Source organism: Kitasatospora sp. NPDC056076, assembly GCF_042266305.1.
In the GTDB taxonomy this organism is placed as follows: domain Bacteria; phylum Actinomycetota; class Actinomycetes; order Streptomycetales; family Streptomycetaceae; genus Kitasatospora.
The window spans coordinates 188,290-210,394 of the sequence record NZ_JBHJWG010000004.1 but is presented as its reverse complement, the minus strand read 5'-3'; the positions used below and the strand labels follow the sequence as shown (position 1 = coordinate 210,394).

Annotated in this window: 22 protein-coding genes and 1 riboswitch; of the genes, 9 read left to right on the top strand and 13 right to left on the bottom strand. The window is 73.7% G+C overall.

Annotated elements, in window-relative coordinates; genetic code table 11:
- Positions 1-297: 297 nt before the first annotated feature.
- A complete protein-coding gene (locus tag ACFC1T_RS05570) occupies positions 298-2,364 on the top strand; it encodes an AAA family ATPase (RefSeq protein ID WP_375884029.1) in 2,067 nt (688 codons plus the stop codon).
- Between the two features lie 35 nt (positions 2,365-2,399).
- Here ACFC1T_RS05570 and ACFC1T_RS05565 read toward each other — a convergent pair whose 3' ends face one another.
- The 10 genes from ACFC1T_RS05565 to ACFC1T_RS05520 all read right to left on the bottom strand — a co-directional run bounded on the left by ACFC1T_RS05565 (position 2,400) and on the right by ACFC1T_RS05520 (position 11,322).
- On the bottom strand, positions 2,400-3,386 hold the full coding sequence (locus tag ACFC1T_RS05565; protein ID WP_375883924.1) for an NAD-dependent epimerase/dehydratase family protein: 987 nt from the start codon (positions 3,384-3,386) through the stop codon (positions 2,400-2,402).
- A 113-nt stretch (positions 3,387-3,499) separates the two neighbouring features.
- Positions 3,500-4,546, bottom strand: coding sequence for a hemolysin family protein (locus ACFC1T_RS05560; protein ID WP_375883921.1), 1,047 nt, complete (start codon positions 4,544-4,546; stop codon positions 3,500-3,502).
- Positions 4,543-5,886 (bottom strand): hemolysin family protein, encoded by a 1,344-nt coding sequence (locus ACFC1T_RS05555; protein ID WP_375883919.1) that lies wholly within the window; start codon positions 5,884-5,886, stop codon positions 4,543-4,545. The genes ACFC1T_RS05560 and ACFC1T_RS05555 overlap by 4 nt, the downstream gene beginning before the upstream one ends.
- 288 nt (positions 5,887-6,174) lie before the next feature.
- Positions 6,175-6,696, bottom strand: coding sequence for a PH domain-containing protein (locus ACFC1T_RS05550; protein WP_375883917.1), 522 nt, complete (start codon positions 6,694-6,696; stop codon positions 6,175-6,177).
- Between the two features lie 112 nt (positions 6,697-6,808).
- Entirely contained in the window at positions 6,809-7,657 is an 849-nt protein-coding gene (gene hisG / locus ACFC1T_RS05545; RefSeq protein ID WP_375883914.1) for an ATP phosphoribosyltransferase, read from the bottom strand.
- Between the two features lie 49 nt (positions 7,658-7,706).
- Complete coding sequence (locus ACFC1T_RS05540) at positions 7,707-7,979, bottom strand: phosphoribosyl-ATP diphosphatase (protein ID WP_363567577.1); 273 nt, start codon at positions 7,977-7,979, stop codon at positions 7,707-7,709.
- 102 nt (positions 7,980-8,081) lie between these two features.
- Positions 8,082-8,555 (bottom strand): 6,7-dimethyl-8-ribityllumazine synthase, encoded by a 474-nt coding sequence (gene ribH, locus ACFC1T_RS05535; RefSeq protein WP_375883911.1) that lies wholly within the window; start codon positions 8,553-8,555, stop codon positions 8,082-8,084.
- A 39-nt stretch (positions 8,556-8,594) separates the two neighbouring features.
- Positions 8,595-9,950, bottom strand: a complete 1,356-nt coding sequence (locus ACFC1T_RS05530) for a bifunctional 3,4-dihydroxy-2-butanone-4-phosphate synthase/GTP cyclohydrolase II (RefSeq protein WP_375883908.1) — start codon at positions 9,948-9,950, stop codon at positions 8,595-8,597.
- Positions 9,947-10,594, bottom strand: coding sequence for a nicotinamide riboside transporter PnuC (locus tag ACFC1T_RS05525; RefSeq protein WP_375883906.1), 648 nt, complete (start codon positions 10,592-10,594; stop codon positions 9,947-9,949). Before ACFC1T_RS05525 ends, ACFC1T_RS05530 begins: the two co-directional genes overlap by 4 nt.
- Positions 10,591-11,322: a riboflavin synthase gene (locus ACFC1T_RS05520; protein ID WP_375883905.1), complete on the bottom strand. Its 732-nt coding sequence runs from the start codon at positions 11,320-11,322 to the stop codon at positions 10,591-10,593. Before ACFC1T_RS05520 ends, ACFC1T_RS05525 begins: the two co-directional genes overlap by 4 nt.
- A 219-nt stretch (positions 11,323-11,541) precedes the next feature.
- A riboswitch (FMN riboswitch) is annotated at positions 11,542-11,669 on the bottom strand.
- 281 nt (positions 11,670-11,950) lie between these two features.
- Here ACFC1T_RS05520 and ACFC1T_RS05515 point away from each other — a divergent pair.
- Positions 11,951-12,196: an SCO4226 family nickel-binding protein gene (locus ACFC1T_RS05515; RefSeq protein WP_375883903.1), complete on the top strand. Its 246-nt coding sequence runs from the start codon at positions 11,951-11,953 to the stop codon at positions 12,194-12,196.
- Between the two features lie 57 nt (positions 12,197-12,253).
- On the opposite strand, the gene ACFC1T_RS05510 is transcribed toward ACFC1T_RS05515, so the two are convergent.
- Complete coding sequence (locus ACFC1T_RS05510) at positions 12,254-12,568, bottom strand: antibiotic biosynthesis monooxygenase family protein (protein WP_375883900.1); 315 nt, start codon at positions 12,566-12,568, stop codon at positions 12,254-12,256.
- Positions 12,569-12,712: 144 nt separating this feature from the next.
- On the opposite strand from ACFC1T_RS05510, the gene ACFC1T_RS05505 reads away from it, so the two are divergent.
- Positions 12,713-13,408: an MSMEG_1061 family FMN-dependent PPOX-type flavoprotein gene (locus tag ACFC1T_RS05505; RefSeq protein WP_375883897.1), complete on the top strand. Its 696-nt coding sequence runs from the start codon at positions 12,713-12,715 to the stop codon at positions 13,406-13,408.
- Between the two features lie 142 nt (positions 13,409-13,550).
- Here ACFC1T_RS05505 and ACFC1T_RS05500 read toward each other — a convergent pair whose 3' ends face one another.
- A complete protein-coding gene (locus ACFC1T_RS05500) occupies positions 13,551-13,739 on the bottom strand; it encodes a YegP family protein (protein WP_375883894.1) in 189 nt (62 codons plus the stop codon).
- 177 nt (positions 13,740-13,916) lie between these two features.
- On the opposite strand from ACFC1T_RS05500, the gene ACFC1T_RS05495 reads away from it, so the two are divergent.
- From ACFC1T_RS05495 to ACFC1T_RS05475, 5 genes are all read left to right on the top strand, one after another.
- Entirely contained in the window at positions 13,917-14,333 is a 417-nt protein-coding gene (locus ACFC1T_RS05495; RefSeq protein ID WP_375883893.1) for an HIT family protein, read from the top strand.
- A gap of 281 nt (positions 14,334-14,614) precedes the next feature.
- Positions 14,615-15,523, top strand: a complete 909-nt coding sequence (locus tag ACFC1T_RS05490; protein ID WP_375883890.1) for a glycoside hydrolase family 19 protein — start codon at positions 14,615-14,617, stop codon at positions 15,521-15,523.
- 78 nt (positions 15,524-15,601) lie between these two features.
- The gene (locus tag ACFC1T_RS05485) at positions 15,602-16,657 is read left to right on the top strand and encodes a serine hydrolase domain-containing protein (protein ID WP_375883887.1); all 1,056 of its coding nucleotides are present in this window, start codon (positions 15,602-15,604) and stop codon (positions 16,655-16,657) included.
- A 290-nt stretch (positions 16,658-16,947) separates the two neighbouring features.
- The gene (locus ACFC1T_RS05480; protein WP_375883885.1) at positions 16,948-17,778 is read left to right on the top strand and encodes a hypothetical protein; all 831 of its coding nucleotides are present in this window, start codon (positions 16,948-16,950) and stop codon (positions 17,776-17,778) included.
- Between the two features lie 170 nt (positions 17,779-17,948).
- The gene (locus tag ACFC1T_RS05475) at positions 17,949-19,151 is read left to right on the top strand and encodes an alpha/beta hydrolase family protein (protein ID WP_375883883.1); all 1,203 of its coding nucleotides are present in this window, start codon (positions 17,949-17,951) and stop codon (positions 19,149-19,151) included.
- A gap of 84 nt (positions 19,152-19,235) precedes the next feature.
- Here ACFC1T_RS05475 and ACFC1T_RS05470 read toward each other — a convergent pair whose 3' ends face one another.
- A complete protein-coding gene (locus tag ACFC1T_RS05470; protein ID WP_375883881.1) occupies positions 19,236-19,784 on the bottom strand; it encodes a winged helix-turn-helix transcriptional regulator in 549 nt (182 codons plus the stop codon).
- A 132-nt stretch (positions 19,785-19,916) separates the two neighbouring features.
- On the opposite strand from ACFC1T_RS05470, the gene ACFC1T_RS05465 reads away from it, so the two are divergent.
- Positions 19,917-21,395 carry an MFS transporter gene (locus ACFC1T_RS05465; protein WP_375883879.1) on the top strand — a complete coding sequence of 493 codons (1,479 nt, stop codon included), beginning with the start codon at positions 19,917-19,919 and terminating at the stop codon, positions 21,393-21,395.
- Positions 21,396-22,105 lie beyond the last annotated feature (710 nt).

The window sequence follows — 22,105 nt, the reverse complement described above, 5'->3', positions numbered from 1 at the left end:
CCCCTCCCCCAGCCCCCCGGTCAGCGGTTTTTCGGCCATCCGGCCGCCCAACCACCGTGTGCGCGATCGCATTTGACCCTGTGCGGCACCCTTCCGGATCAGCCCCGCGCCGGTACGATTCCCGGTAGGCGCATATGCGCCCCGGGGGCTCGACGACCACCGGCCCGGCTGCGTACAGGCGATCCGCCGGCCGAGCCCCGGGCCACACCGCGGGGGGCGTGAGTGACGACGGTCGACAGTTCCGACAGCACGGCGGGCGGCCCGGACCGGCTCGCCGACCGGGCCTGGCTGCGGGCCATGGACGCCTACACCGCCGGTGCCTACGCCCGGGCCGAGGAGGAGTTCCGGGCGGCCGTCCGGCTGGACCCCGGCATGGCCGACGCCTGGCTCGGCCTGCACGCGCTGCGCAGCGACACCTCGGCCGCCCTGCTCGCCATGTACCGCAACCAGAACCGCTTCGGCGAGCAGCGGCGGCTGCACCGCCGCCCGCTCAGCTCCTGGTACTGGCTGGGGTGGTGGGTGCAGCCGGTGCTGGAGGACGCCCGCGACCTCGCGCTGGCGCACGCCTCGCACTGGCTGGACGGCCGCCACCTGGCCGAGCTGGACCGGGCGTTGGAGCAGTGCCCGGCCCCCAGCGAGGACCCGTCCGCGCAGTTCCTGTACGCCTGCCGGTCCTACCTGCTCAAGGACTGGGAGCAGTTGATCCGGGACACCGACCGGCTGCTGGACGACCCGCTGCTGGGCATCGAGGCCGGGCTCTTCGCCGGCATGGCCCGGGTGCGGCTGGACATGTGCGCCCAGGCGCAGGCCCCGCTGGCCGCCTCACTGGCCCGCTGCCGCTCCGAGCAGCCGCAGCGCAAGGAACTGCGCTACTGGCTGGCCCGGGCCTACGAGGGGGCCGGGCGCAGCGCCGCGGCGCTGCCGCTCTACCGGGCGGTGCACCGGGCGGACCCGGCGTTCATGGACACCTCGGCCCGGCTGACGGCCATCTCGGCCGAGGACGCGCTCGCGGACGGGCTGCTCGCGGACGGGCGCTCCGGCGGGCTGGACGGCTTCGGCCCGGACGGCGTCGGGCTCGACGGGGCCGGGCTCGACGGGGCCGGGCTGGACGGGGGCGGCCTCGACGGGGCCGGGCTGGAGGGCGTCGGGCTGGACGGGAGCGGCCTCGACGGCGCGGGTCCGGAGGGAGCCGGGGCGGGCGGTGGGACGGGCTACCAGGAGGACCCCGGCTACGCCGAAGGGCCGCTCTACGACGCCGAGTTCGGCACCGGCACCGCCCCGGTCGGCGGCGCCCCGGTCGGCGGCGGGCCCGCGGTGGACGCGACCCTCGTGGACGGCCCGCTCACCGCGCCGGAACCGGACCCCGCCGCCGCGGACGGCGCACCCCAGGCGGCCGGCGAACGCTCGGGTTCGGGCGCCCCGGCCGGCCCCGCCGCACCGCCGCTGCCGGTGCGCGGCGAGGCCCAGCCCCGCACCGCCGCCGCTCCGCCGCCCCGGACCGCCGGCAACGAACGGGAGCTGGACGCGGCCCTGGCCGAACTCTCACTGATGGTCGGCCTGGAGCCGGTCAAGCGCCAAGTCAGGGCGCTCTCGGCCCAGTTGAGGATGTCGCGGCTGCGCGCCGAGCAGGGGCTGCCGGTCCAGCCGCCGAAGCGGCACTTCGTCTTCTCCGGCCCGTCCGGCACCGGCAAGACCACCGTGGCACGGATCCTCGGCCGGGTCTTCCACGCCCTCGGACTGCTCTCCGGCGACCACCTGGTGGAGGCCCAACGCGCGGACCTGGTGGGCGAGTTCCTCGGCCAGACCGCCGTCAAGGCGAACGAGCTGATCGACTCCGCGCTGGACGGCGTGCTGTTCATCGACGAGGCGTACAGCCTCTCCAACTCCGGCTACACCAAGGGCGACGCCTACGGCGACGAGGCGCTCCAGGTGCTGCTCAAGCGGGCCGAGGACAACCGGGACCGGCTGGTGGTGATCCTGGCCGGCTACCCGGAGGGGATGAACCGGCTGCTCGCCACCAACCCCGGCCTCAACTCCCGCTTCACCACCCGGGTCGACTTCCCCAGCTACCGGCCGAACGAACTGACCGCGATCGGCGCGGCGCTGGCCGGCCGGGACGGCGACGGCTGGGACGAGGACGCGGCCGAGGAGCTGGCCAGCATCTGCACCCACGTGGTGCGCGAGGGCTGGATCGACGAGCTGGGCAACGGCCGGTTCATCCGCACCCTGTACGAGAAGTCCTGCGCCTACCGGGACCTGCGGCTCTCGCTGCTGCGCGTGGCGCCGGGCCGGGAGGACCTGGCGACGCTGCGGCTGCCGGACCTGGTGCAGGCGTACGGGGAGCTGATCGACGGCCGGAGCTGACGACCGGGGCTGACGACCGGCTCCCCCACCGGGCCTCAGCCCCTGAGCAGCTCCGCCTCGCGCTCCGGGTCGAGCCCGACCCTCGGCCGGTCGGCCCGCTGCGGGGCCTCGCCGCCGATCGACCGCAGCCAGGCCCAGGTGTCCTCGACCGTCTCGGCGACCGGGCGGCAGCGCAGCCCGGCGTCGACGGCTCGGGCGACCGAGGCGCCGTGCAGGAAGTCGTAGAGCTCACCGGGCGCCAGCCAGACCGGCAGCTCCGTCCAGGGCTGCACACCGGCCGCCAGAATCCGCTCCGGGTCGGTCCAGCGCAGCTCGGCGTCCGAGCCGGTGGCCCCGACGCAGGCCTCCAGCAGCCCGCCCATGGTGGTGTGGCCGGCCGGGCTGACCACGTTGTACGGCCCGCCCAGCCGGGCCGCCACCGCGTCCAGGGTCCAGGCGGCGAGGTCGCGGCCGTCGATGTACTGCAGCGGCAGCTCGCGCGGGCCGGGAGCGAGCACCGGGCCGCCCCGGGCGATCCGGTTCAGCCACCAGGGCAGCCGGCCGATGTCCTCGTACGGGCCGAGGATCAGTCCGGCGCGGATCAGCAGGGCGCGCCCGCCGTACTCCGCCTCCAGGGCCAGTTCGGCGCCGCGCTTGGCCTCCGCGTAGCCCACCTCACCGGTGAGGTCCGGGGCTGAGTCGACCACCGGTGCGCTCTCGTCGGCCCCGGCGCGCAGCGGGTGGTCGTAGACCGAGCGGCTGGAGACGTACGCGTAGTGGCCGACCCGGCCGTTCAGCCGCCGGGCGCTGTCGCGCACCGCCGCCGGGGCCCAGGACCAGGTGTCCACCACCGCGTCCCACTCCCCCGTGCCGAGCGCGGCCAGGCCCTCCTCGGCGGTGCGGTCGCCCCGCAGCACCCGGACGCCCTCGGGCGCGGGCTGCGTGCCGCGGTTGAGGGCCGTCACCTCCCAGCCCCTGGCCAGCGCCTCCTCGGCGACGGCCCGTCCGACGAACTTCGTTCCACCCAGCAGCAGGAGTCTCATGCCGACCACCCTCCTCCGAGGGTGGCCGGCAGGGGAACCGTTGCCTGCTGTGGGCAGATTCGCCCTCGGCGGACAGGCGTCGCCGGATGGGGGCCTTCGGGTGCTTCCCGAGGCTAGGCGGTCGTCCGGTGGTCCGGGTCGTGCATCTCGCCGACCAGTTCCTCCAGGACGTCCTCCAGCATCACCACGCCGACCGTGCGGCCGTCCTGGTCCAGCACGGCGGCCAGGTGGCAGGTGGCCCGGCGCATCGCGCCGAGGGCGTCGTCCAGCGGGAGGCTGCCGCGCAGCACCGTGATCGGCCGCCACAGCCGGGCCGGGACGGGCGCCGACGGGTCGTCCACGTCGAGGATGTCCTTGAGGTGGAGGTAGCCCAGGTAGCCGTGGCCGGCCGGGTCCCCGTCGGTGACCGGGAAGCGCGAGAAGCCGGTGCGCAGGGCGAGCTCCTCGACCTCGGCGGCAGTCGCCTTCGGATCCACGGTGACCAGCTGCTCGGGCCGCAGCAGGACGTCGGTGACCGGGCGGCGGCCCAGCTCCAGGGCGTCCTCCAGGCGTTCCTGGCGGTCCTCGTCGAGCAGGCCGGCGTCCCGGGAGTCGACCAGCAGGTACATCAGCTGCTCGGTGGTGAACACCGACTCGACCTCGTCCTTGGCCTCCACCCGGAACAGCCGCAGCACGCCGTTGGCGCAGGCGTTGAGCGCCCGGATCACCGGGGCGAGCCAGCGGGCCAGCCGGTCCAGCGGCGGGCCGAGCAGCAGCGCGGCCCGCTCCGGGCCGGCCATCGCCATGTTCTTCGGCACCATCTCGCCGATCACCATGTGCAGGAAGACCACGAGGGCCAGCGAGATCCCGTACGAGAGCGGGTGCATCAGGCCGGACGGGACGCCGATCGCGTGGAACGGGCCCTCCAGCAGGGAGGCGATGGTCGGTTCGGCGAGCGCACCGAGGCCCAGCGAGCAGACGGTGATGCCGAGTTGGGCGGCGGCCAGCATCGCGGAGACGTTGGACAGCGCGTGCAGCACCGTCCGGGCGCGCTTGTGCCCGGCCTCGGCGAGCGGCTCGATCTGGCTGCGGCGCACCGAGACGACGGCGAACTCGGCGCCGACGAAGAACGCGTTGCCGAGCAGGAGCACGACGGCGACGGCGAGTTGGAGCACGGTCATCGGACGCCCTCCCCGTTCTCGCCGAACCGGCCGGGCGCGCTGGTGCGCTCCACCCGGACCTGGCTGGTGCGGTGCCGGTCGACACCGGTCACGGTGAATCGCCAGCCGGGCAGTTCGGCCTGCTCACCCACCTCGGGGAGCTTGCCGAGCAGGTCGGAGACCAGGCCCGCCAGGGTCTCGTACGGGCCGTCCGGGGCGTTCAGGCCGATCGCCTCCAGCTGGTCGAGCCGGGCGCGGCCGTCCGCCTCCCAGACGGGCAGGCCGTCGACGGCCGGCAGCTGGAGCAGGTCGGGGTGGTCCTCCGGGTCGTGCTCGTCCTGCACCTCGCCGACGATCTCCTCGACGATGTCCTCGACGGTGACGACCCCGGCGGTGCCGCCGTACTCGTCGACCACGATGGCCATCGGCTGGAGGCGGCGCAGCTGGTCCAGCAGCCGCTCGGCGGGCAGGGTCTCGGGCACCAGCAGCGGCGGCGAGGCCAGCTCGGCGACCCGGACCAGGCCGCGGCGGGCGGCCGGGACGGCGAGGGCGTCCTTGAGCGTCACGATGCCGGTGATCTCGTCCACGGTGTCGGTGTAGACGGGGAAGCGGGACAGGCCGGTGGCCCGGGTCAGGTTGATGACGTCGGAGGCGGTGGCGTCGCGCTGGAGGGCGGCGACGTCGATCCGCGGGGTCATCACGGACTCGGCGGTGAGCTCGCCGAGGCCGAGGGTGCGGACGAACAGGGTCGCCGACTCCTCGTCTATGGCGCCGGCCTTGGCCGAGTGCCGGGCCAGCGAGACCAGCTCGGCCGGGGTGCGGGCGTGCTCCAGCTCCTCCTGCGGCTCGATGCCGAAGGCCCGGACGGTGCGGTCCGCGGCGCCGTTCAGGAAGCTGATCAGCGGGCGGCAGGCGAAGGAGAAGGCCATGTGCGGGGCGGCGACCGCGCGGGCCACCTGGAGCGGGCGGGAGATCGCCCAGTTCTTGGGGACCAGCTCGCCGATCACCATCTGCACGACGGTGGCCAGCACCATGCCGACCACCACGGCGACACCGCGGGCGGCCGAGTCCGGCACCCCGATGCCCGACATCACGGGCGAGAGCAGGGTCGACAGCGCCGGCTCGGCGAGCATGCCGACCACCAGCGAGGTGACGGTGATGCCCAGCTGGGCGCCGGAGAGTTCGAAGGACAGGTGCCGCAGGGCCCGGGAGACCCGGCGGGACTTGACGTCACCGGCTTCGGCGGAACGTTCCACCGCGCCGCGGTCGGCGGTCACGAAGGCGAACTCGGCGGCCACGAAGAGGCCGTTGGCGAGGATCAGGAGCAGGGCCGCGAGCAACAGCAGCCAGGCGGTGATCACAGTGCCGCCTGCCTTCCGGGGGTCGGAAGCGAGGCGGCGCAGGTACTACCGGACGGATCGTCCATCGAGGGGGAGTGTCACTCCTCTGGTCGGTGCGGTACAGGTCGTGCCGGGGGCAGGATTGAAGTTTTGCCCCACTTTTACCAGCGTAGACCATATCGGCGCGACGGTAGGAAGCGTGTTCGGACCCGCCGGGACCCCGGGCCGGGGTTCGGGGGGCCGGGACCCCGGGGGTTCGGGCGTCGCGGGATCCGGGGGTGCGGGCGTCCGGGGTGCGGGCGTCCGGGGTCAGGCCCGGGCGTGGTGCTCGACCAGGTCGCGCAGCGCACGGGCGTCCGCGATCGCCCGGTCCTTGCCGACGCCGGACTGGATGCCGACCGCGGCCAGCGAGGTGCCGTCGGCGAGGTCGAGGGTGGCCCACGGGTCGCCCTGGCGGAAGTTGACCCGGACGATCTCCGGCCAGGCCAGCCGGCGGCTGCGGACGAAGTTGACCACCGTCACGCCCTCGGCGTCCGCACTCACCCGGGGGCGGGCCAGCATCAGGCCGACGGCGGCGAACAGCACGCCGCTGGCGACCATCATGATCCGGTCGTTGAGCTGCCAGTTCGCCGGGAGCAGCACGGCCAGCACCACGAACAGGGCCACGAGCACGGCGCAGACCGGCAGCAGCACCGCGCGGGTGCGCCGGGGCGCCCAGGTGACGGGGAACTCGACGGGCGGCGTGGACACGTGGGGTCTCCGGTGGCTCTGGATCGTGGCGGTCGTGGCGGTCGTGGCAGTCATGACGGTCATGGCGGTCATGGCGGTCATGGCGGTGGGACGGTGGGACGGTGGGGACCGCCGGGACGGCGAAGGGGCGGGGACGCCGACCGGCGTCCCCGCCCCTATTGAACCGTTCTTTACTCTCTGGCGTGCAAGCAGGTCAGAGGCGGCAGGCGTGGATGTTGGTGACCAGGATCGCCCGGGCGCCGATGCCCCACAGGTCGTCCATGATCTGCTGGGCCTCCTTGCGGAGCACCATCGACCGGACGGCCACCCAGCCCTCGGTGTGCAGCGGGGAGACGGTCGGCGACTCCAGACCGGGGGTGAGCGCCACGGCGGCGCCGACCTTCTCGGCCCGGATGTCGTAGTCCATCAGCACGTAGCGGCGGGCCACCAGCACGCCCTGGAGACGGCGCAGGAACTGCTCCACCCGGGCGTCCTCGCCCGCGCCCTTGGGGCGGATCACCACGGAGTCCGAGATCAGGATCGGCTCGCCGAAGACCTCCAGGCCGGCGTTGCGCAGGCTGGTCCCGGTCTCCACCACGTCGGCGATCACGTCGGCGACGCCCAGCTGCACGGCGGTCTCGACCGCGCCGTCCAGCTTGGTGACCGTCGCCGTCACGCCGTGGTCCGCCAGGTGCTGCTCGACCAGGCCGGTGTAGGAGGTCGCGATCCGCAGGCCCTCCAGGCCCTGCACGTCCTTGACGTCCACGCCCTCGGGGCGGGCGAAGCGGAAGGTCGACCCGGCGAAGCCGAGGGCGAGCACCTCCTCCGCGTTGGAGTGCGAGTCCAGCAGCAGGTCGCGGCCGGTGATGCCGACGTCGAGGCGGCCGGAGCCGACGTACACGGCGATGTCGCGCGGGCGGAGGAAGAAGAACTCGACCTCGTTGGCCGGGTCGACGAGGACGAGCTCCTTCGGGTCCTTCCGCTGGCGGTAGCCGGCCTCATGGAGCATCTCCGCCGCGGGACCCGAGAGCGAACCCTTGTTGGGGACGGCGATGCGCAGCATGGGAAGTCGGTTCCTTACCTGTTCGGGGAGGGGTGCTGTCGGGAGCGGTTCAGAGGTACTTGTACACGTCGTCGAGCGTCAGCCCACGGGCGATCATCATCACCTGAAGGTGGTAGAGGAGTTGCGAGATCTCCTCCGCCGTCTGCTCGTCCGACTGGAACTCGGCGGCCATCCAGACCTCGGCGGCCTCCTCGACGACCTTCTTGCCGATCGCATGGACGCCCTGCTGGACGAGCTGCGCGGTACGGGAGGACGAGGGGTCGCCGGTGGCGGCCTTCTGCTGGAGCTCGGAGAAGAGCTCCTCGAATGTCTTCGAAGCCATGATGGGACTCACCATACGGCGTGCGGGGTGGCGGACGGTAAACGGTCCCGGAGCGTGGACAGTCCTGTGGACGTCCACGCTCCGGGACCGGACGGCCTGCCGTCAGCGGGCGTCGCGCAGGGCGACGGCGGTGGCGACGGCGGCGGTGACGGCCTCGTGGCCCTTGTCCTCGGCGGAGCCCGGCAGACCGGCCCGGTCCAGCGCCTGCTCCTCGTTGTCGCAGGTCAGCACGCCGAAGCCGACCGGGACGCCGGTGTCCACGCTGACCTGGGTCAGGCCGACGGTGGCCGCCTGGCAGACGTAGTCGAAGTGCGGGGTGCCGCCGCGGATCACCACGCCGAGGGCGATCACGGCGTCGTAGCCGCGGTCGGCGAGGCGCTTGGCCGCGACCGGCAGCTCGAAGGTGCCCGGGACGCGCAGCACGGTCGGCTCGGCGACGCCCAGCTCCTTGAGCGCCCGGTGGGCGCCGTCCAGCAGGCCGTTCATCACCTTGTCGTGCCACTGGGCGGCGATGACCGCGACCTTGAGGTCGGCGGCGCCGTCGATGGTCAGCTCGGGGGCTCCGTGGCCGCTCATGTCTTCCTACTTCCTGTGGTCGGTGGGTGGTTCAGTGGTTCAGGAGCCGAGCCCGGGCAGGTCGTGGCCCATCCGGTCGCGCTTGGTGCGCAGGTAGCGCAGGTTGTGCTCACCGGGCGCGATCTCGACCGCCTCGCGCCCCTTGACCTTGAGCCCGTGGTCGGTGAGCGCGGTCTGCTTCCGCGGGTTGTTGGTCATCAGGGTGAGCGAGCGGACGCCGAGGTCCACCAGCATCTGCGCCGCGATGCTGTAGTCGCGGGCGTCCGCGGGCAGCCCCAGGTCCAGGTTGGCGTCGACGGTGTCGCGCCCCTGCTCCTGCAGCTCGTACGCGCGCAGCTTGTGGGCCAGGCCGATCCCCCGGCCCTCGTGGCCGCGCAGGTAGAGCACCACGCCGCGGCCGGACTCGGCGACCCGCCGGAGCGAGGCCTCCAGCTGCGGACCGCAGTCGCAGCGCAGCGACCCGAGGACGTCGCCGGTCAGGCACTCGGAGTGCACCCGCACCAGCACGTCCTCGCCGTCCGGCAGTCGGCCGTCCTCGCCGAGGCCGCCGGCCACCAGCGCGATGTGCTCGACGCCGTCGAGGGTGCCCCGGTAGCCGACCGCGGTGAACTCGCCGTGCACGGTGGGCAGGGCGGTGGTCGCGGCCCGGTCGACGTGCAGCTCGGTGCGGCGGCGGTAGGCGATCAGGTCCTCGATGGAGATGATCGCCAGGCCGTGCTCGCGGGCGAAGGCGACCAGCTCGGGCAGCCGGGCCATGGTGCCGTCGTCGTTGACCACCTCGACGCACACGCCAGCAGGCGGCAGCCCGGCGAGCCGGGCCAGGTCGACGGTGGCCTCGGTGTGCCCGGGGCGGACCAGCACGCCGCCGTCGACGGCGCGCAGCGGGAAGACGTGGCCCGGGCGGGTCAGGTCCCCCGGCTCGGTGCCGGGCGAGGCCAGCAGGCGGACGGTGCGGGCGCGGTCGGCGGCGGAGATGCCGGTGTCCACGCCCTCGCGGGCGTCCACCGAGACGGTGTAGGCGGTGCCCTTGCGGTCCTCGTTGACCTGGGTCATCGGCGGGAGCTTGAGGCGGTCCAGCTCCTCACCGGTCATCGGGGTGCAGATCACGCCGGAGCTGTAGCGGATGGTGAAGGCCATCAGCTCGGGGGTCGCGGCGGAGGCGGCGAAGATGAAGTCGCCCTCGTTCTCGCGGTCCTCGTCGTCGACCACGATCACCGCGCGGCCGGCCGCGATGTCGGCGATCGCCCGCTCGACCGGGTCGAGGACGAACTCCTCGGCGCCGCTGCCGCCGTCGATGCGGGGTCGGGTGCCGGGCTCGTCGCCGGGCCGGGTGCCGGGCTCGTCGCCGGGCTCGTCGCCGGGCTCGTCGCCGGGCCGGATCTGGTTCTCGGTCATGCCGTGACTCCCTGCGGGACGTTGGCGGAGGTGGCTCGCGGCTCACGGGTGCTCAGCCACCAGGACCGCAGGCCGAGCAGCACCAGGACGAAGTAGACGGAGTAGGTGAGGCCCGAGAAGGTGTAACCGCTGTTGAAGGCGAACGGGACGCCGACCGCGTCGACCGCGATCCAGGCGAACCAGAACTCCAGCCAGCCGCGTGCCTGGGCCACCATCGCGGCGAGCGTGCCGACGAAGATGTAGGCGTCCGACCAGGGGCTCCAGGACAGTTCGGGGTAGGCCGTGAACAGCAGCGCCAGGGCGACCGTGCCGACCGCGGTGCCGGCCACCAGGGCGGCCCGCTCGGGCCAACTGGCGAACCGCACCGAGATGGTGCCGGTGTCACGGCGCCCGCGCCGCCACTGCGCCCAACCCCAGGCGGCGGTGACGATGACGATCAGCTGCTTGCCGATCAGACCGGGGACGTGGCCCCCGAGGTAGGCGGCGATCAGCACGACGCCGGACAGGAGTTGGACCGGCCAGCTCCACACCGAACGGCGCCAGCCGAGCGCCAGGCCGCCGAAGCCGAACAGGTTGCCGATCATGTCGGCCCACTTCACGTGTTCACCGAGGACGGTGAACGCCTCGCCGCTGAGCCAGCTCATTCCTTGTCCCCCGTGCTGTGCGTGATGTGTGCGGTGTCTGCGGTGTCCGCGGCGTGCATGGCCTGTGCGGCCGGTGCGGTGTGCGGAAGGTTCGGGAGGGTGCGCGATTCGAGCAGCCGCTCCACGTACTTGGCGAGCACGTCCACCTCGAGGTTGACGCTCTCCCCGAGGGTCTTGGCGCCGAGCGTGGTCAGTGCGAGGGTGGCCGGGATGAGGCTGACGGTGAAGCTGTCGCGGGCCGCCTCCACCACGGTGAGGCTGACGCCGTCGACCGTGATCGAGCCCTTCTCCACCAGATAGCGGGAGATGGACTCCGGCAGCGAGAAGCGCAGCACCTCCCAGCGCAGGTTGCCGGCCGCGTCGCGCTCGCCGGGCTCGCGGCTCAACAGCCGCCCGGTGGCGTCGACATGGCCCTGGACCAGGTGCCCGCCGAGCCTGGCGCCGAGCGCCATCGCGCGCTCCAGGTTGACCGGGGAGCCGGGCTTCAACTCGCCCAGGCTGGAACGGTGCAGCGTCTCGGCCATCACGTCGGCGCTGAACTCGCCGGCCTCGGCGGCCAGTTCCTCGGCACTGTCGACCACGGTCAGACAGACGCCGTTGACCGCGATGGAGTCGCCGTGACGCGCACCGACACGAACCACCGGGCCACGGAGGCGGATTCGCGAGGAGTCGCCGATCTCCTCGATCGACACGACCTCGCCGAGCTCTTCGATGATGCCGGTGAACACCCGGGTCTCCTCGCGCTTGGGGCGCGGACTCCGGGGCGGCAGAGGGAGATGACAAACGGACGGGCACCGGTGCACGGGGCTGCCGACACGACCCGTCGCCGGGATGCCGGAACCGCCGGGAGATCGCTCACCCGACCCGGGAGACACCTCTCCCGCCGTTCACCTGACCGTGGTCCGGTCCGGTTCGTGATGGACCACGGGTACTGCTCTTCGTCCGCCCGCGCACGCCTCCCATCCGGACTTTAACCGTCGGTCCAGGAATTTCACCTGGTCAACCGGCCGCTGGCTGCGGACGGGTCGCGGACTGTAACCGCCGGTTCGGATTTTCACCGACCCCGGAGTGCGCTGAACGTCACTGCTGATGACGTCATTGTGCCACGCGGGGCGCGAGCCGAGGGAGAGGGTTCCGCTGTGGCCTGTTTCACGGCCCCGCGGGGAATGCGCGGTGGGTCCGGGCCGGCGCCGGTGGCGCCGCCGTGCGCGCAGGGTGACCCTGGTGGTGGGGCCGGAAGGCCGGCGGGGTCTGCGGAGTTCGCGGGATCCGCGCGGTTCGCAGGACTCGCAGTGTTCGGAAGGTTCTGAAAGTTCGCGGGGTTCGCGGAGTTCGCAAGGTACGGAGGCGAGCACGATGAAGTTCATGGACGTCCACCACGGGATGGTCGGGATCACGCCGGAGCAGCTCAGGGCGGCCCACACGGCCGACTTGGCGGTCGAGGGCGAGGAGGGCGTGCACTTCGAGCAGGCCTGGGCGGACCCCGAGTCCGGCACGGTGTACTGCCTGTCCGAGGCGCCGTCCAGGGAGGCGGTGCAGCGGGTCCACGAACGGACCGGGCACCCGGCGGCCGAGATCCACTCGGTGCCGTTCTCGGTGTGACCGTCCGGTATGACCGTCTCGGTGTGAGGGTTCCGGGGCCTTCGGCCCCGGCCGGGCTCAGAGCGTGGCGGGTGCGGCGATCGGCGTGAAGTGGGTGACCTCCGGGGGGTGCACGAGGTAGTGCAACTCGCCCTCCGACCAGACCGGCCGGATCCGCCACATCGGCCCGGCGTACCCCCGCAGGGCCTCCTCGTCGCGCCAGCGGCTGACCACGAGCACCCGGTGCCCGTCCTCGGTCACCGAGCGCAACAGCTCACCGCCGAGGCAGCCGTCCGTCCGCCCCAACTGCGGGATCACCTGGCCGACCAGGTGCGCGCAGAACTCCTCGATGCGATCGGCCGTGACCTGCCCGGCCCAAATTCTGATGATCACGGCCACCACCTCCGGCTGGCTGGAGTCCCTGGCCCCATTATCAGCGGAAAACCGCTGGTGGGGAGGGGTGGAGCGACTCTTTCACGGAGAGTTGAGGAAGCCGGGAGACAGGGCGCGGGAAGAGCCCTCCGTTAGATTCCCGGTATGACCCTCACACCGGAAGCTCCCGCACCGTCAACCCCCGCTCCGGACGCACCGAACAGCCTGTTCGCCGCCCTCAGCGCGCGTGCCCTCACCGAGCCGGCCCAGCTGCGTGAGGTCTACGAGCAGCCCGGCGACCACGCGCGCCGCAAGCAGGTGGACCACCTCCACGAGGTCGCCCAGCGCCTCATCGCCTGCGCCTCGCTGGTGTTCGTGGCCAGCTCCGACGCGGCCGGCCGCTGCGACGTCTCCCCGCGCGGCGGCCCGGCCGGGGTCGTCTCGGTGCTCGACGAGCACACCCTGGCCATTCCGGACGCCACCGGCAACAAGCGCCTGGACACCCTGCACAACATCCTGGAGAACGGCCGGGTCGGACTGCTCTTCGTCGTCCCGGGGCGGGACACCACGCTGCGGGTCAACGGGCGGGCCTGCATCTCCACCGACCCGGAGCTGCTGCGGCAGCTGACGGCCGTCGGCAAGCCCCCGCGCAGCGCGATCGTGGTGGCCGTGGAGGAGGTGTACGCGCACTGCCCGAAGTCGCTCATGCGGGGCTCGGCCTGGAAGCCGGAGGACTGGCTGGCGAAGGACGCCCAGCCGACGTCGGCGGAGGTCACGCTGTCACACCTGAGGGACGACTCGCTGACCATCGACATGATCGAGCAGACGGAGCGGGAGGCGCTCCTGTACCGGTACGAGTAGGCGCGGCGCCGGTACGAGTGGGCGCCGGTGCGGGTGGGCGCCGGTGCGGGTGGGCGCCGGTGCGGGTGGGCGCCGGCGCCGGTGGGCCCCGCCACCGGTCCGGGTGGACCGGCCGCGGGGCCCTCGCTCGCCCCGGCCCGGGTCAGGCAGCCTTCGGGACGTCGACCACCGCCGCGCCGTCGGCGGCCCGTTGGACGGCCTCGACGCCCTTGTGGGCGGCGTCCTTGCTGACGTAGCCCTGGCCGGTCGCGACGATCTCGCCGTTGCCCGCCTTGAGCCGGAACCGGTACTTGCCGCCGGTGTCCTCGTAGACCTCGAACTTGCCCGACATCCGGGCCACCTCCTCGTGCGGCACGGGTGCGCCGCGTCGATCCGTCCCCCTCCCCCTCGCAGTACCGTGCGCCCGGTGCGGGCACGGGCGCACCCGGTCGGCCGCCGGACGGGTGACGCCGGGCCGACCCGGGTTTGCGGGGGTGCCGGGGAGGCCGCCGGTGGTTTGAATGGACGGATGGACTGCGTGTTCTGTGCGGTGGTCGCGGGCGAGGAACCGGCGCACCGGGTGCTGGACGACGTGGCGGCGGTGGCCTTCCTGGACCGCCGGCCGCTGTTCCCCGGTCACGTGCTGGTCGTGCCGCGCGCCCACCACCGGACCCTGGCGGACCTGCCGCCCGAGGAGGTCGGGCCGTTCTTCCTGCGGGTGCAGCGGGTGGCGACGGCGGTGGAGCGGGGGCTGGGCGCGGCGGGCAGCTTCGTGGCGGCGAACAACCGGATCAGCCAGTCGGTGCCGCACCTGCACGTCCACGTGGTGCCGCGCAATCCCAAGGACGGGCTGCGCGGGTTCTTCTGGCCGCGGGGGAAGTACCCGGACGAGGCGGGGGCGGCGGAGGTGGCGGCGCGGCTGCGGGCGGCGCTTGAGGAGGGGTAGGGGCGGCGGGGGGTAGGGGCGGCGGGGGGTAGGGGCGGCGGGGGACGGCGGGGGTTTTCGGCGTTCGACCGGGCACTTCGACCGGGCTCTTCTGTCGGGCACTTCGGCCGGACCTCTTGACAGGTATAGACCACTCCGCTTGAGTCGGTGTCGGCCCCGTACCGGCCCGCACCCCGGTCGGCCGTCCCCCACGACGCGCCCCCGCACGGGCCACGGCTCCCCTGCCCCACCAGGTCCCGGTCCCGACGACGTGCGGCCCCCACCGCACAAGGGGTGATGACGTGTCAGTCAAACGCCTGCTCGCGCTGCTGTCCGCCGTGGTCACGGCGCTCGCGCTCGCGGTGCTCCTCCCGGCCTCCGCCAGCGCCGCCGCCTGCGGCACCGCGTGGAGCGCGACCGCCGTGTACACCGGCGGCGCCGCCGTCTCGTACAACAGCCACAACTGGACCGCCAAGTGGTGGACCCAGAACGAACCGCCGAGCACCGGGGGCTCCGGGGTCTGGTCCGACCAGGGCCCCTGCGGCGGCCCCACCGACCCCGGCCCGACCCCCACGCCGACCCCGAACCCGGGCGGATTCCCGGTCAGCCAGGCCCAGTTCGACCGGATGTTCCCGAACCGGAACCCCTTCTACACCTACCAGGGCCTGCTCGACGCCACCAGCGCCTACCCCGGCTTCGCGGCCACCGGCAGCGACACCGTACGGAACCAGGAGGCCGCGGCCTTCCTCGCCAACGTCAGCCACGAGACCGGCGGGCTGGTCTACGTGGTCGAGCAGGACACCTCCAACTACCCGCACTACTGCGACACTTCGCAGCCGTACGGGTGCCCGGCCGGGCAGTCCGCGTACTACGGGCGCGGACCGATCCAGCTCAGCTGGAACTTCAACTACAAGGCGGCGGGCGACGCTCTCGGCATCGACCTGCTGCACAACCCGGACCTGGTGCAGACCGACCCGGCGGTGGCCTGGAAGACCGGCCTCTGGTACTGGAACACCCAGAACGGTCCCGGCACCATGACCGCGCACGACGCGATGGTCAACGGGAAGGGCTTCGGTGAGACGATCCGCAGCATCAACGGCGCGCTGGAGTGCAACGGCAACAACACCGCGCAGATGCAGCACCGGATCAGCCTGTACCAGAGCTTCGTCCAGATCCTCGGCACCGTGCCCGGGGGCAACCTGAGCTGCTGACGGGCCCTGGGTCCGTCCTCGAACTCCCGTCGTCCGCCCGGAGGGCGGGAGCTCGAAGCCGGGCCCTAAGGTCGGGGCATGAACGAACTCGCGCGCCTCGTGCAGCAGACCTCCGACCGGGTGGCGGGCCGGTGCGTCGGTGTGGTGGTCGCCGGGGTGGCCGGTGGCGCCGTGGAGATCCGCGGTGCCGGGCGGACGGGCCCGGGGGGCGAAGTGCCCGGGGCCCGGACGTTGTTCGACGTCGGCTCCGTCACCAAGGTGTTCACCGCGCTCGCGCTCGCGCGGCTGGCGCTCGACGGCACGGTGCGCCTCGACGAGCCGCTCGCGGAGCTGCTGCCCCGCTCTACGGCCGTCCCGTCCCGGGGCGGGGAGGCGATCACGCTCCGGCACCTCGCCACCCACACCTCGGGGCTCCCCCGGCTGCCCCGGGGCGTGCTGCTGCGCGCGCTGCTGCGGCCCGACCGGGCGGACCCGTACGCCCATTGCACCGCCGAGCGAATACTCTCCGGGCTCGGGCGGACCCGGTTGCGTTCCGCCCCCGGGCGCAACTTCCGCTACTCCAACCTCGGCGCCGGGCTGCTCGGGCTGGCCCTCGCCCACCGGGCCGGCACCACGTACGGGGAGCTGGTGGACCGCGAGGTCTGCGCACCGCTGGGGCTGACGGACACCTGCCTGCGGCCGGACGCCGACCAGTCCGCCCGGCTGGCGTCCGGCCACGCGCCGACCGGGCGCCCGGTGCCGTCCTGGGAGTTCGCGGCGCTCCCCGGCATGGGCGGGCTCCGCTCGACGGCGGCCGACCTCGCGGCGTTCCTGCGGGCGCAGTTGGCGGCCGAGGGCGAGCCGGACGCACCGCTGGCGCCGGCGATGCTGCTCGCCCGGGAGACCAGGCACCGGGTCAACCCCTTCGCCTGGACGCACCTCGGCTGGCTCGGCCACCGGCTGCACGCCCAGCAGGGCAGGCACCTGCAGTTGTGGCACAACGGGGGGACGGGTGGATCCGCCTCCTTCCTCGCGTTCGACCCGGAGCAGCAGGTGGGGGTGGTGGTGCTGGCCAACTCCCGGCGGTCGGTGGACGAGGCGGGCACGGCGCTGCTGCGGCGGCTGCAGGTGGGGCTCGGCACGGGCGGGCGCTGACGGGCGGGGCCTGACGGACGGGCGCTGACGGGCGGGCGCTGACGGGCGGGGCCTCCCCCGCTGCCGCGGCCGCCTCCTGCCGCCTCCTGCACCTCGCCTCCCCCGCCAACCGGCGCTTCGGTCGCCCCTGCCGAACGGCACCCCCTGCTGCCGGACACGCTCCGGCTGTTTCGGGCCAAAGGGTGTCGATTGGCACTGTTCCGGAGGGTGGTGGGCGATCGATCCTGGTGGTCCGACATCCGGGAGTCGTAGTTCCGGTTGGGGAGACCGTCGAGGGCAAGGAGGGCGAAGTGGCGATGCTGTGGTCGCCCGGGTGGGCGTGGCCGTTCGTGGAGAACGGACAGGGCCGTCGCAGGTCGGCCGGTCCGCTCGGGCCGGTGGTGCAGGTGCACCGGGCGTTCCGGCCGGTCCCGTGGCGGGCGCGGACATGGCTGGACACCGTGGCGGCGGTCCTGGCACTGGTGGTCTGCCTGGCGTTCGGCGAGTGGTGGCCGGCCCCCGTGGTGGCGGCCGCGGCGGTGCTGGCCGCGAACGGGTACGGCGCCCTACGGTCCGCGCCCGGGCTGCGCGCCGTACGGGTCCATGAGGGCGGGCTGGCACTGGTCGGGGCGGGCGCCGGCGAGCGGCTGCTGCCGTGGGCGGGCATCGAAGCCGTCGAGCACTCCCCCGCCTCCGCCAGGTTCCCCGGCTTCTCCGGCGGGCGGCGGCGGGATCCCGAGCGGATCCGAATATGGCCCGTCGGCGCGACCGAGCCCCTGGTGCTGGCCCACCTGCACGGGCTGGAGGGCTTGGCGCGGGAGGCGGACGAGTTCCTGTCCCCGCACCTCCGGGCCGCACTGCACGAGGCGCTGCGCAGCGAGGGGAGCGTCCGGTTCGCCCGGGGGCGGCTGACGGTGACGGCCGGCGGGCTGGTGCACCGGCCTCCGCACCCCCTGGTCGCGGCGGAGGCGTACCGGTGGGCGGAGGTGCACTCGGCCCGGGCGTCAGGCCTCGGCGAGCTGGAACTCCGGACACGGTCGGCGGGCCTGCCGCTCACCCTCCCGGTGCCCAACGCCCGTGCGGCGGCGGACTTCCTGGAGGCCGTCCGGGCCGGGGCCCGGGTCACCTTGGCGGACACCTAGGTCGACCCTGGAGGCGGTCGGCTGGCGCAGACCGGCACCGGGCGGATCCGGCGGGCTCGTGCGGGCCCGACCGATCATCCCCTAGGGGCTGCCGGGGGTCCGTCCCGCAAGGGATCAGTACATCGCTGAGTGGACGTCAGTTCGCCTGCCCGCGACCTACCGTCGCTCATATGAGCCGACACACGAGCCGACTTCGCACCACCGCCGCGGTCGCGGCCCTGCTGCTCGCGGTGCCCCTGTCCGTCGCAGCGGCGGCACCGGCCCTGGCCGCACCCGCCGCGCCGGTCGCCGCCACTGCTGGCACCGCCGGCACGCCGAGCGCCGTCCACCTCGAACTCCCGCGCCCGACCGGGCCGTTCGCGGTCGGGCAGGAGGTCCTGCACCTGGTCGACGAGAACCGCCCGGACCCATGGGTGCCCTCCGCCGGGCCGCGCCAACTGATGGTCACGATGTACTACCCCGCCCACGCCGGGACGGGCAGCCCGGCCCCGTACATGACCGCCGCGGCCGCCCGGCTGCTGCTGGACGCCAAGCTCCCGGGCAACACCGTCCCGGCCGAGGCGGTGGCCGACACCCGGACCTGGTCCAGGACGGACGCCCGCCCGCAGGGCGGCCACTACCCGCTGGTGGTCCTCTCCCCCGGCTTCACCATGCCGCGCGCCTCGCTCAGCAGCCTCGCCGAGGACCTGGGCAGCCGCGGCTACGTGGTGGCTTTGGTTGACCACACCTACGAGAACACCGGCACCACCTTCCCGGACGGGCAGACGCTGCCCTGCGTGGAGTGCGGCCGGCTCACCACCCCAGAGGCCTGGAAGGGCCTGGACGAGAGCCGGGCGAAGGACGCCTCCTTCGTCATCGACCAGCTGACCGCCCGCCCCCACCCGGCCTGGCGCTACGCCCGCATGATCGACCGCGACCGGATCGGCATGGCCGGGCACTCCGCCGGTGGCGCGGCCAGCGTCCCGGCGCTGGTGACCGACGACCGGATCCGGGCGGGGGTGGATCTTGACGGCAGCATGGACTACGAGGTGCCCGAGTCCGGGATCGGCGGCAAGCCGTACCTGATGATCGGCCACCCGCTGCCCGACGGCGCCGAGGACACCAGCTGGACCGACAGCTGGCCCCGGCTCGACGGCTGGAAGCGGTGGCTGACCGTCGACGGCACCGACCACGGCAGCTTCACCGACTACCCGCTCTTCCTCAAGGCGCTCGGCGCGCCCCAGCCCCCGGGGACCACCATCACGGGGCAGCGCGCCGTCGAACTCACCCGCCGGTACGTCGGGGCGTTCTTCGACCTCCAGTTGAAGGGCATCGACCAGCCGCTGCTCGACGGACCGACCGCCGCCGACCCGGAGGTCCGCTTCCACTCCTGACCGGGCGCACCCGAGGGGCCGTCGGCGCACTGCCGGCGGCCCCTTCGGCTCTGCGCCCACCGCCCGGGGGCCCGGGGGGCTCCGCTACGCGGCGGAGGCGGCGGCTGCCGAGGCGATCGGTTCGAGCAGCGGGTGCGGGCGGACCAGGGCACGGGAGACCGCGTCCTCGCGGTGGCCGCCGGCCTGGGCCGGGCTGGGGCGCATGGTGACCTCGGCCGGGGGGACGGGCCCGCCGCCGCAGCCGGGGCAGGCGCCGATGAGGTCGAGGTCGGTGCCGCAGGCGCGGTGCGCGAACAGGTGGTGCGGGCCGCCCGGGGTCGCGTGCCGGCCGCCCCAGCGGCTCAACTGGTAGAGCGGGCCCCAGAGTTCGAGGCCGGTCTCGGTGAGCAGGTAGCCGTGGCGCAGCGGCGCCTGCTGGTACGGCTCCTTGCGCAGCACCCCCGCCGCGACCAGGGCGTTGAGTCGCGCGGTGAGGACGGCTCGCGGGATGCCCAGGTGGACGAGGAAGTCGTTGAAGCGCTGCACGCCGTAGAACGCGTCGCGGACGATCAACAGGCTCCAGCGCTCGCCGACCACCTCCAGGGCGCGGGCCAGTGCGCAGTCCTGCAGTTCGTAGTCCGTTCCCAGCGCCATGCGGGCCAGCGTAGTCCACGGCCGATGTTGGTTCAATGAACAGACTTTCGGTGGTAGCGTCCCACTCAAGACGAAGGTTCATTCACCAGACCCAGACCCAGACCCATTGGCCGCCCTCCGGAGGGAACACCCATGTCCCCCGCACCGCCTGCCCCTTCCACACTGCCCGGCCCGCTCGTCCGGGGCCGCCGGACCGTCCGGCCCCGCTGGCCCGTGCGGCCCGGTGCCATCCTGGCCGTCACGGCGGCCGCCACCGCCCTGGTCACCGTCGCGTACACCGCCCCCACCGCCTCGCTCGCGGCCACCGCCCAGGCCGCCCACCTCGGCGCCACCGGCCGCACCTGGATCCTCACCGGCACCCTCGTCGGCATCTCGGCCCTCCTGCTCACGGCCGGCAGCGCCGCCGACGACCACGGCCGCAAACGGGTCTTCACCTCCGGCGTCCTGCTGTTCGCCGCCGCCGAGGCCCTGGCCGCACTCGCTCCCGACGGCACCGTCTACCTGGCCGCCCGGATCCTGCTCGGCGCCGCCTCCGCCGCCGTCCTCGCGCCCGCACTCGGCCTGATCAGCCACGCCCACCCGGCCGGGCCGCAACGGATCCGGGCGCTCGGCGTCTGGGGCGCGGCCGTCGGCCTCGGCATCGCGGTCGGACCGGTCTACGGCGCGCTCGTCCAGCAGTGGGCGGGCTGGCGGGCGGTCGGCGGCGGACTCGCCGTCGTCTCGGCCGTCGTCGCCGCCTGCGCCGCCGTCCTCCTCACCGAGTCCCGGGCCGAACGGCCCCGCGCCCTGGACCCGTACGGCGTGCTCACCCTCGCCACCGGAACCACCCTGCTCATCGCCGGGCTCGCGGAGGGCCGCGGCGGCTGGGGGCGGGCCCCGGTGGTGGCACTGCTGGTCGGCGGGGTGCTGCTGCTCGCCGCCTTCGCGGTGGTCGAGACGAAGGTCCGCGAGCCGATGCTCGACCCGGCCCTGTTCCGCAGCCCCGGCTTCCTCGCCGCGACCGGCGGCGCCCTGTTCACCGGGCTCTCACTGGTCGGCTTCATGAGCTACCTGCCCACCCTGCTCCAGGGCGTGCTCGGCCTCTCCGGCCTGGCGGCGGGCGGCGTACTCGCCCTGTGGTCCGGCCTGTCCGTGGTCGCCGCCCTCCAGGCCCGCCGCCTGGCCGCCCACCTGTCGGCCACCACCCAGGTCGCCCTCGGTCTGCTCGTCTGCGGGCTCGGCGAGGCAGGACTGTACGGCCTCGGGCCCGACTCCTCCTGGCTCCGGCTGGCCCCCGGCCTGGCCGTGGCCGGTCTCGGCAGCGGCGTCCTCAACGCGGCCCTCGCCCGGTTGGCGGTCAGCAGCGTCCCCGCCCACCGCGCGGCCATGGGCTCGGGCGCCAACAACACCTCCCGCTACCTCGGCTCCGCCCTCGGCGTCGCCGCGACGGTCGCCGTCGCCTCCTCCGCCCACCCCCACACCCCCGGCCCCGAGGCCGCCGCCCAGGCCCTCGCCACCGGCACCGACCGCGCGGTCCTGCTCGCCGCCACCCTCTGCCTCCTCGGCGCAACCCTCGCCCTCGCCGCCCGCCACGCCGAACACCGCACCCAGGCCGGAGCCCAGACCCCATGACCGGGCGTGGCCCACAGAAAGTCGACCCCGCCGACTTCCCACACAGCCCACCCGGCTGCTTTGCCCCGCCACAACCAACACAAGAAGTCGACCCGGCCGACTTTCCATGCACGCCGACGCCCCGACGCGAACAAGCCGACCGCCCTCGGCTGCAAGAACCACCTGGCCCCGCCGACTTACCACTCACACCACCTAGGCGCCAGGAGTAGGTAAGGCAGCTTGGCCCCGCTACCACCGGGCCCAAGAAGTCGAAACCGCCGACCTCCCGGACACAGCCGCCGAATGCACACTCCGCCAGGGCCATGGCCTCATGGAAAGTCGACCGGCCGACTTTCCATGCGCGCCGACGCCCCAACGGGAGCCAGCCGACCGCCCTCGGCTGCAAAGGCCATCTGGTCCTGCGGCCGACACAGGAAGTCGGACCCGCCGACTTCCCACGCACACCCACCAGACAGGCACCGGGCAACTCCTGCCCACGGCGGCACCAGCCACTCAGCCGGAACGCAGGCCGCACAGAAAGTCGAACCCGCCGACTTCCTACGCAGACCAACCAGCCACCTGGAACGGGAAGGCCGCTTGGCCCCGCCACAACCAACACAAGAAGTCGACCCGGCCGACTTTCCATGCACGCCGACACCCCGACGCGAACCAGCCGACCACCCTCGGCTGCAAAGGCCATCTGGTCCCGCGGCCGACACAGGAAGTCGGAC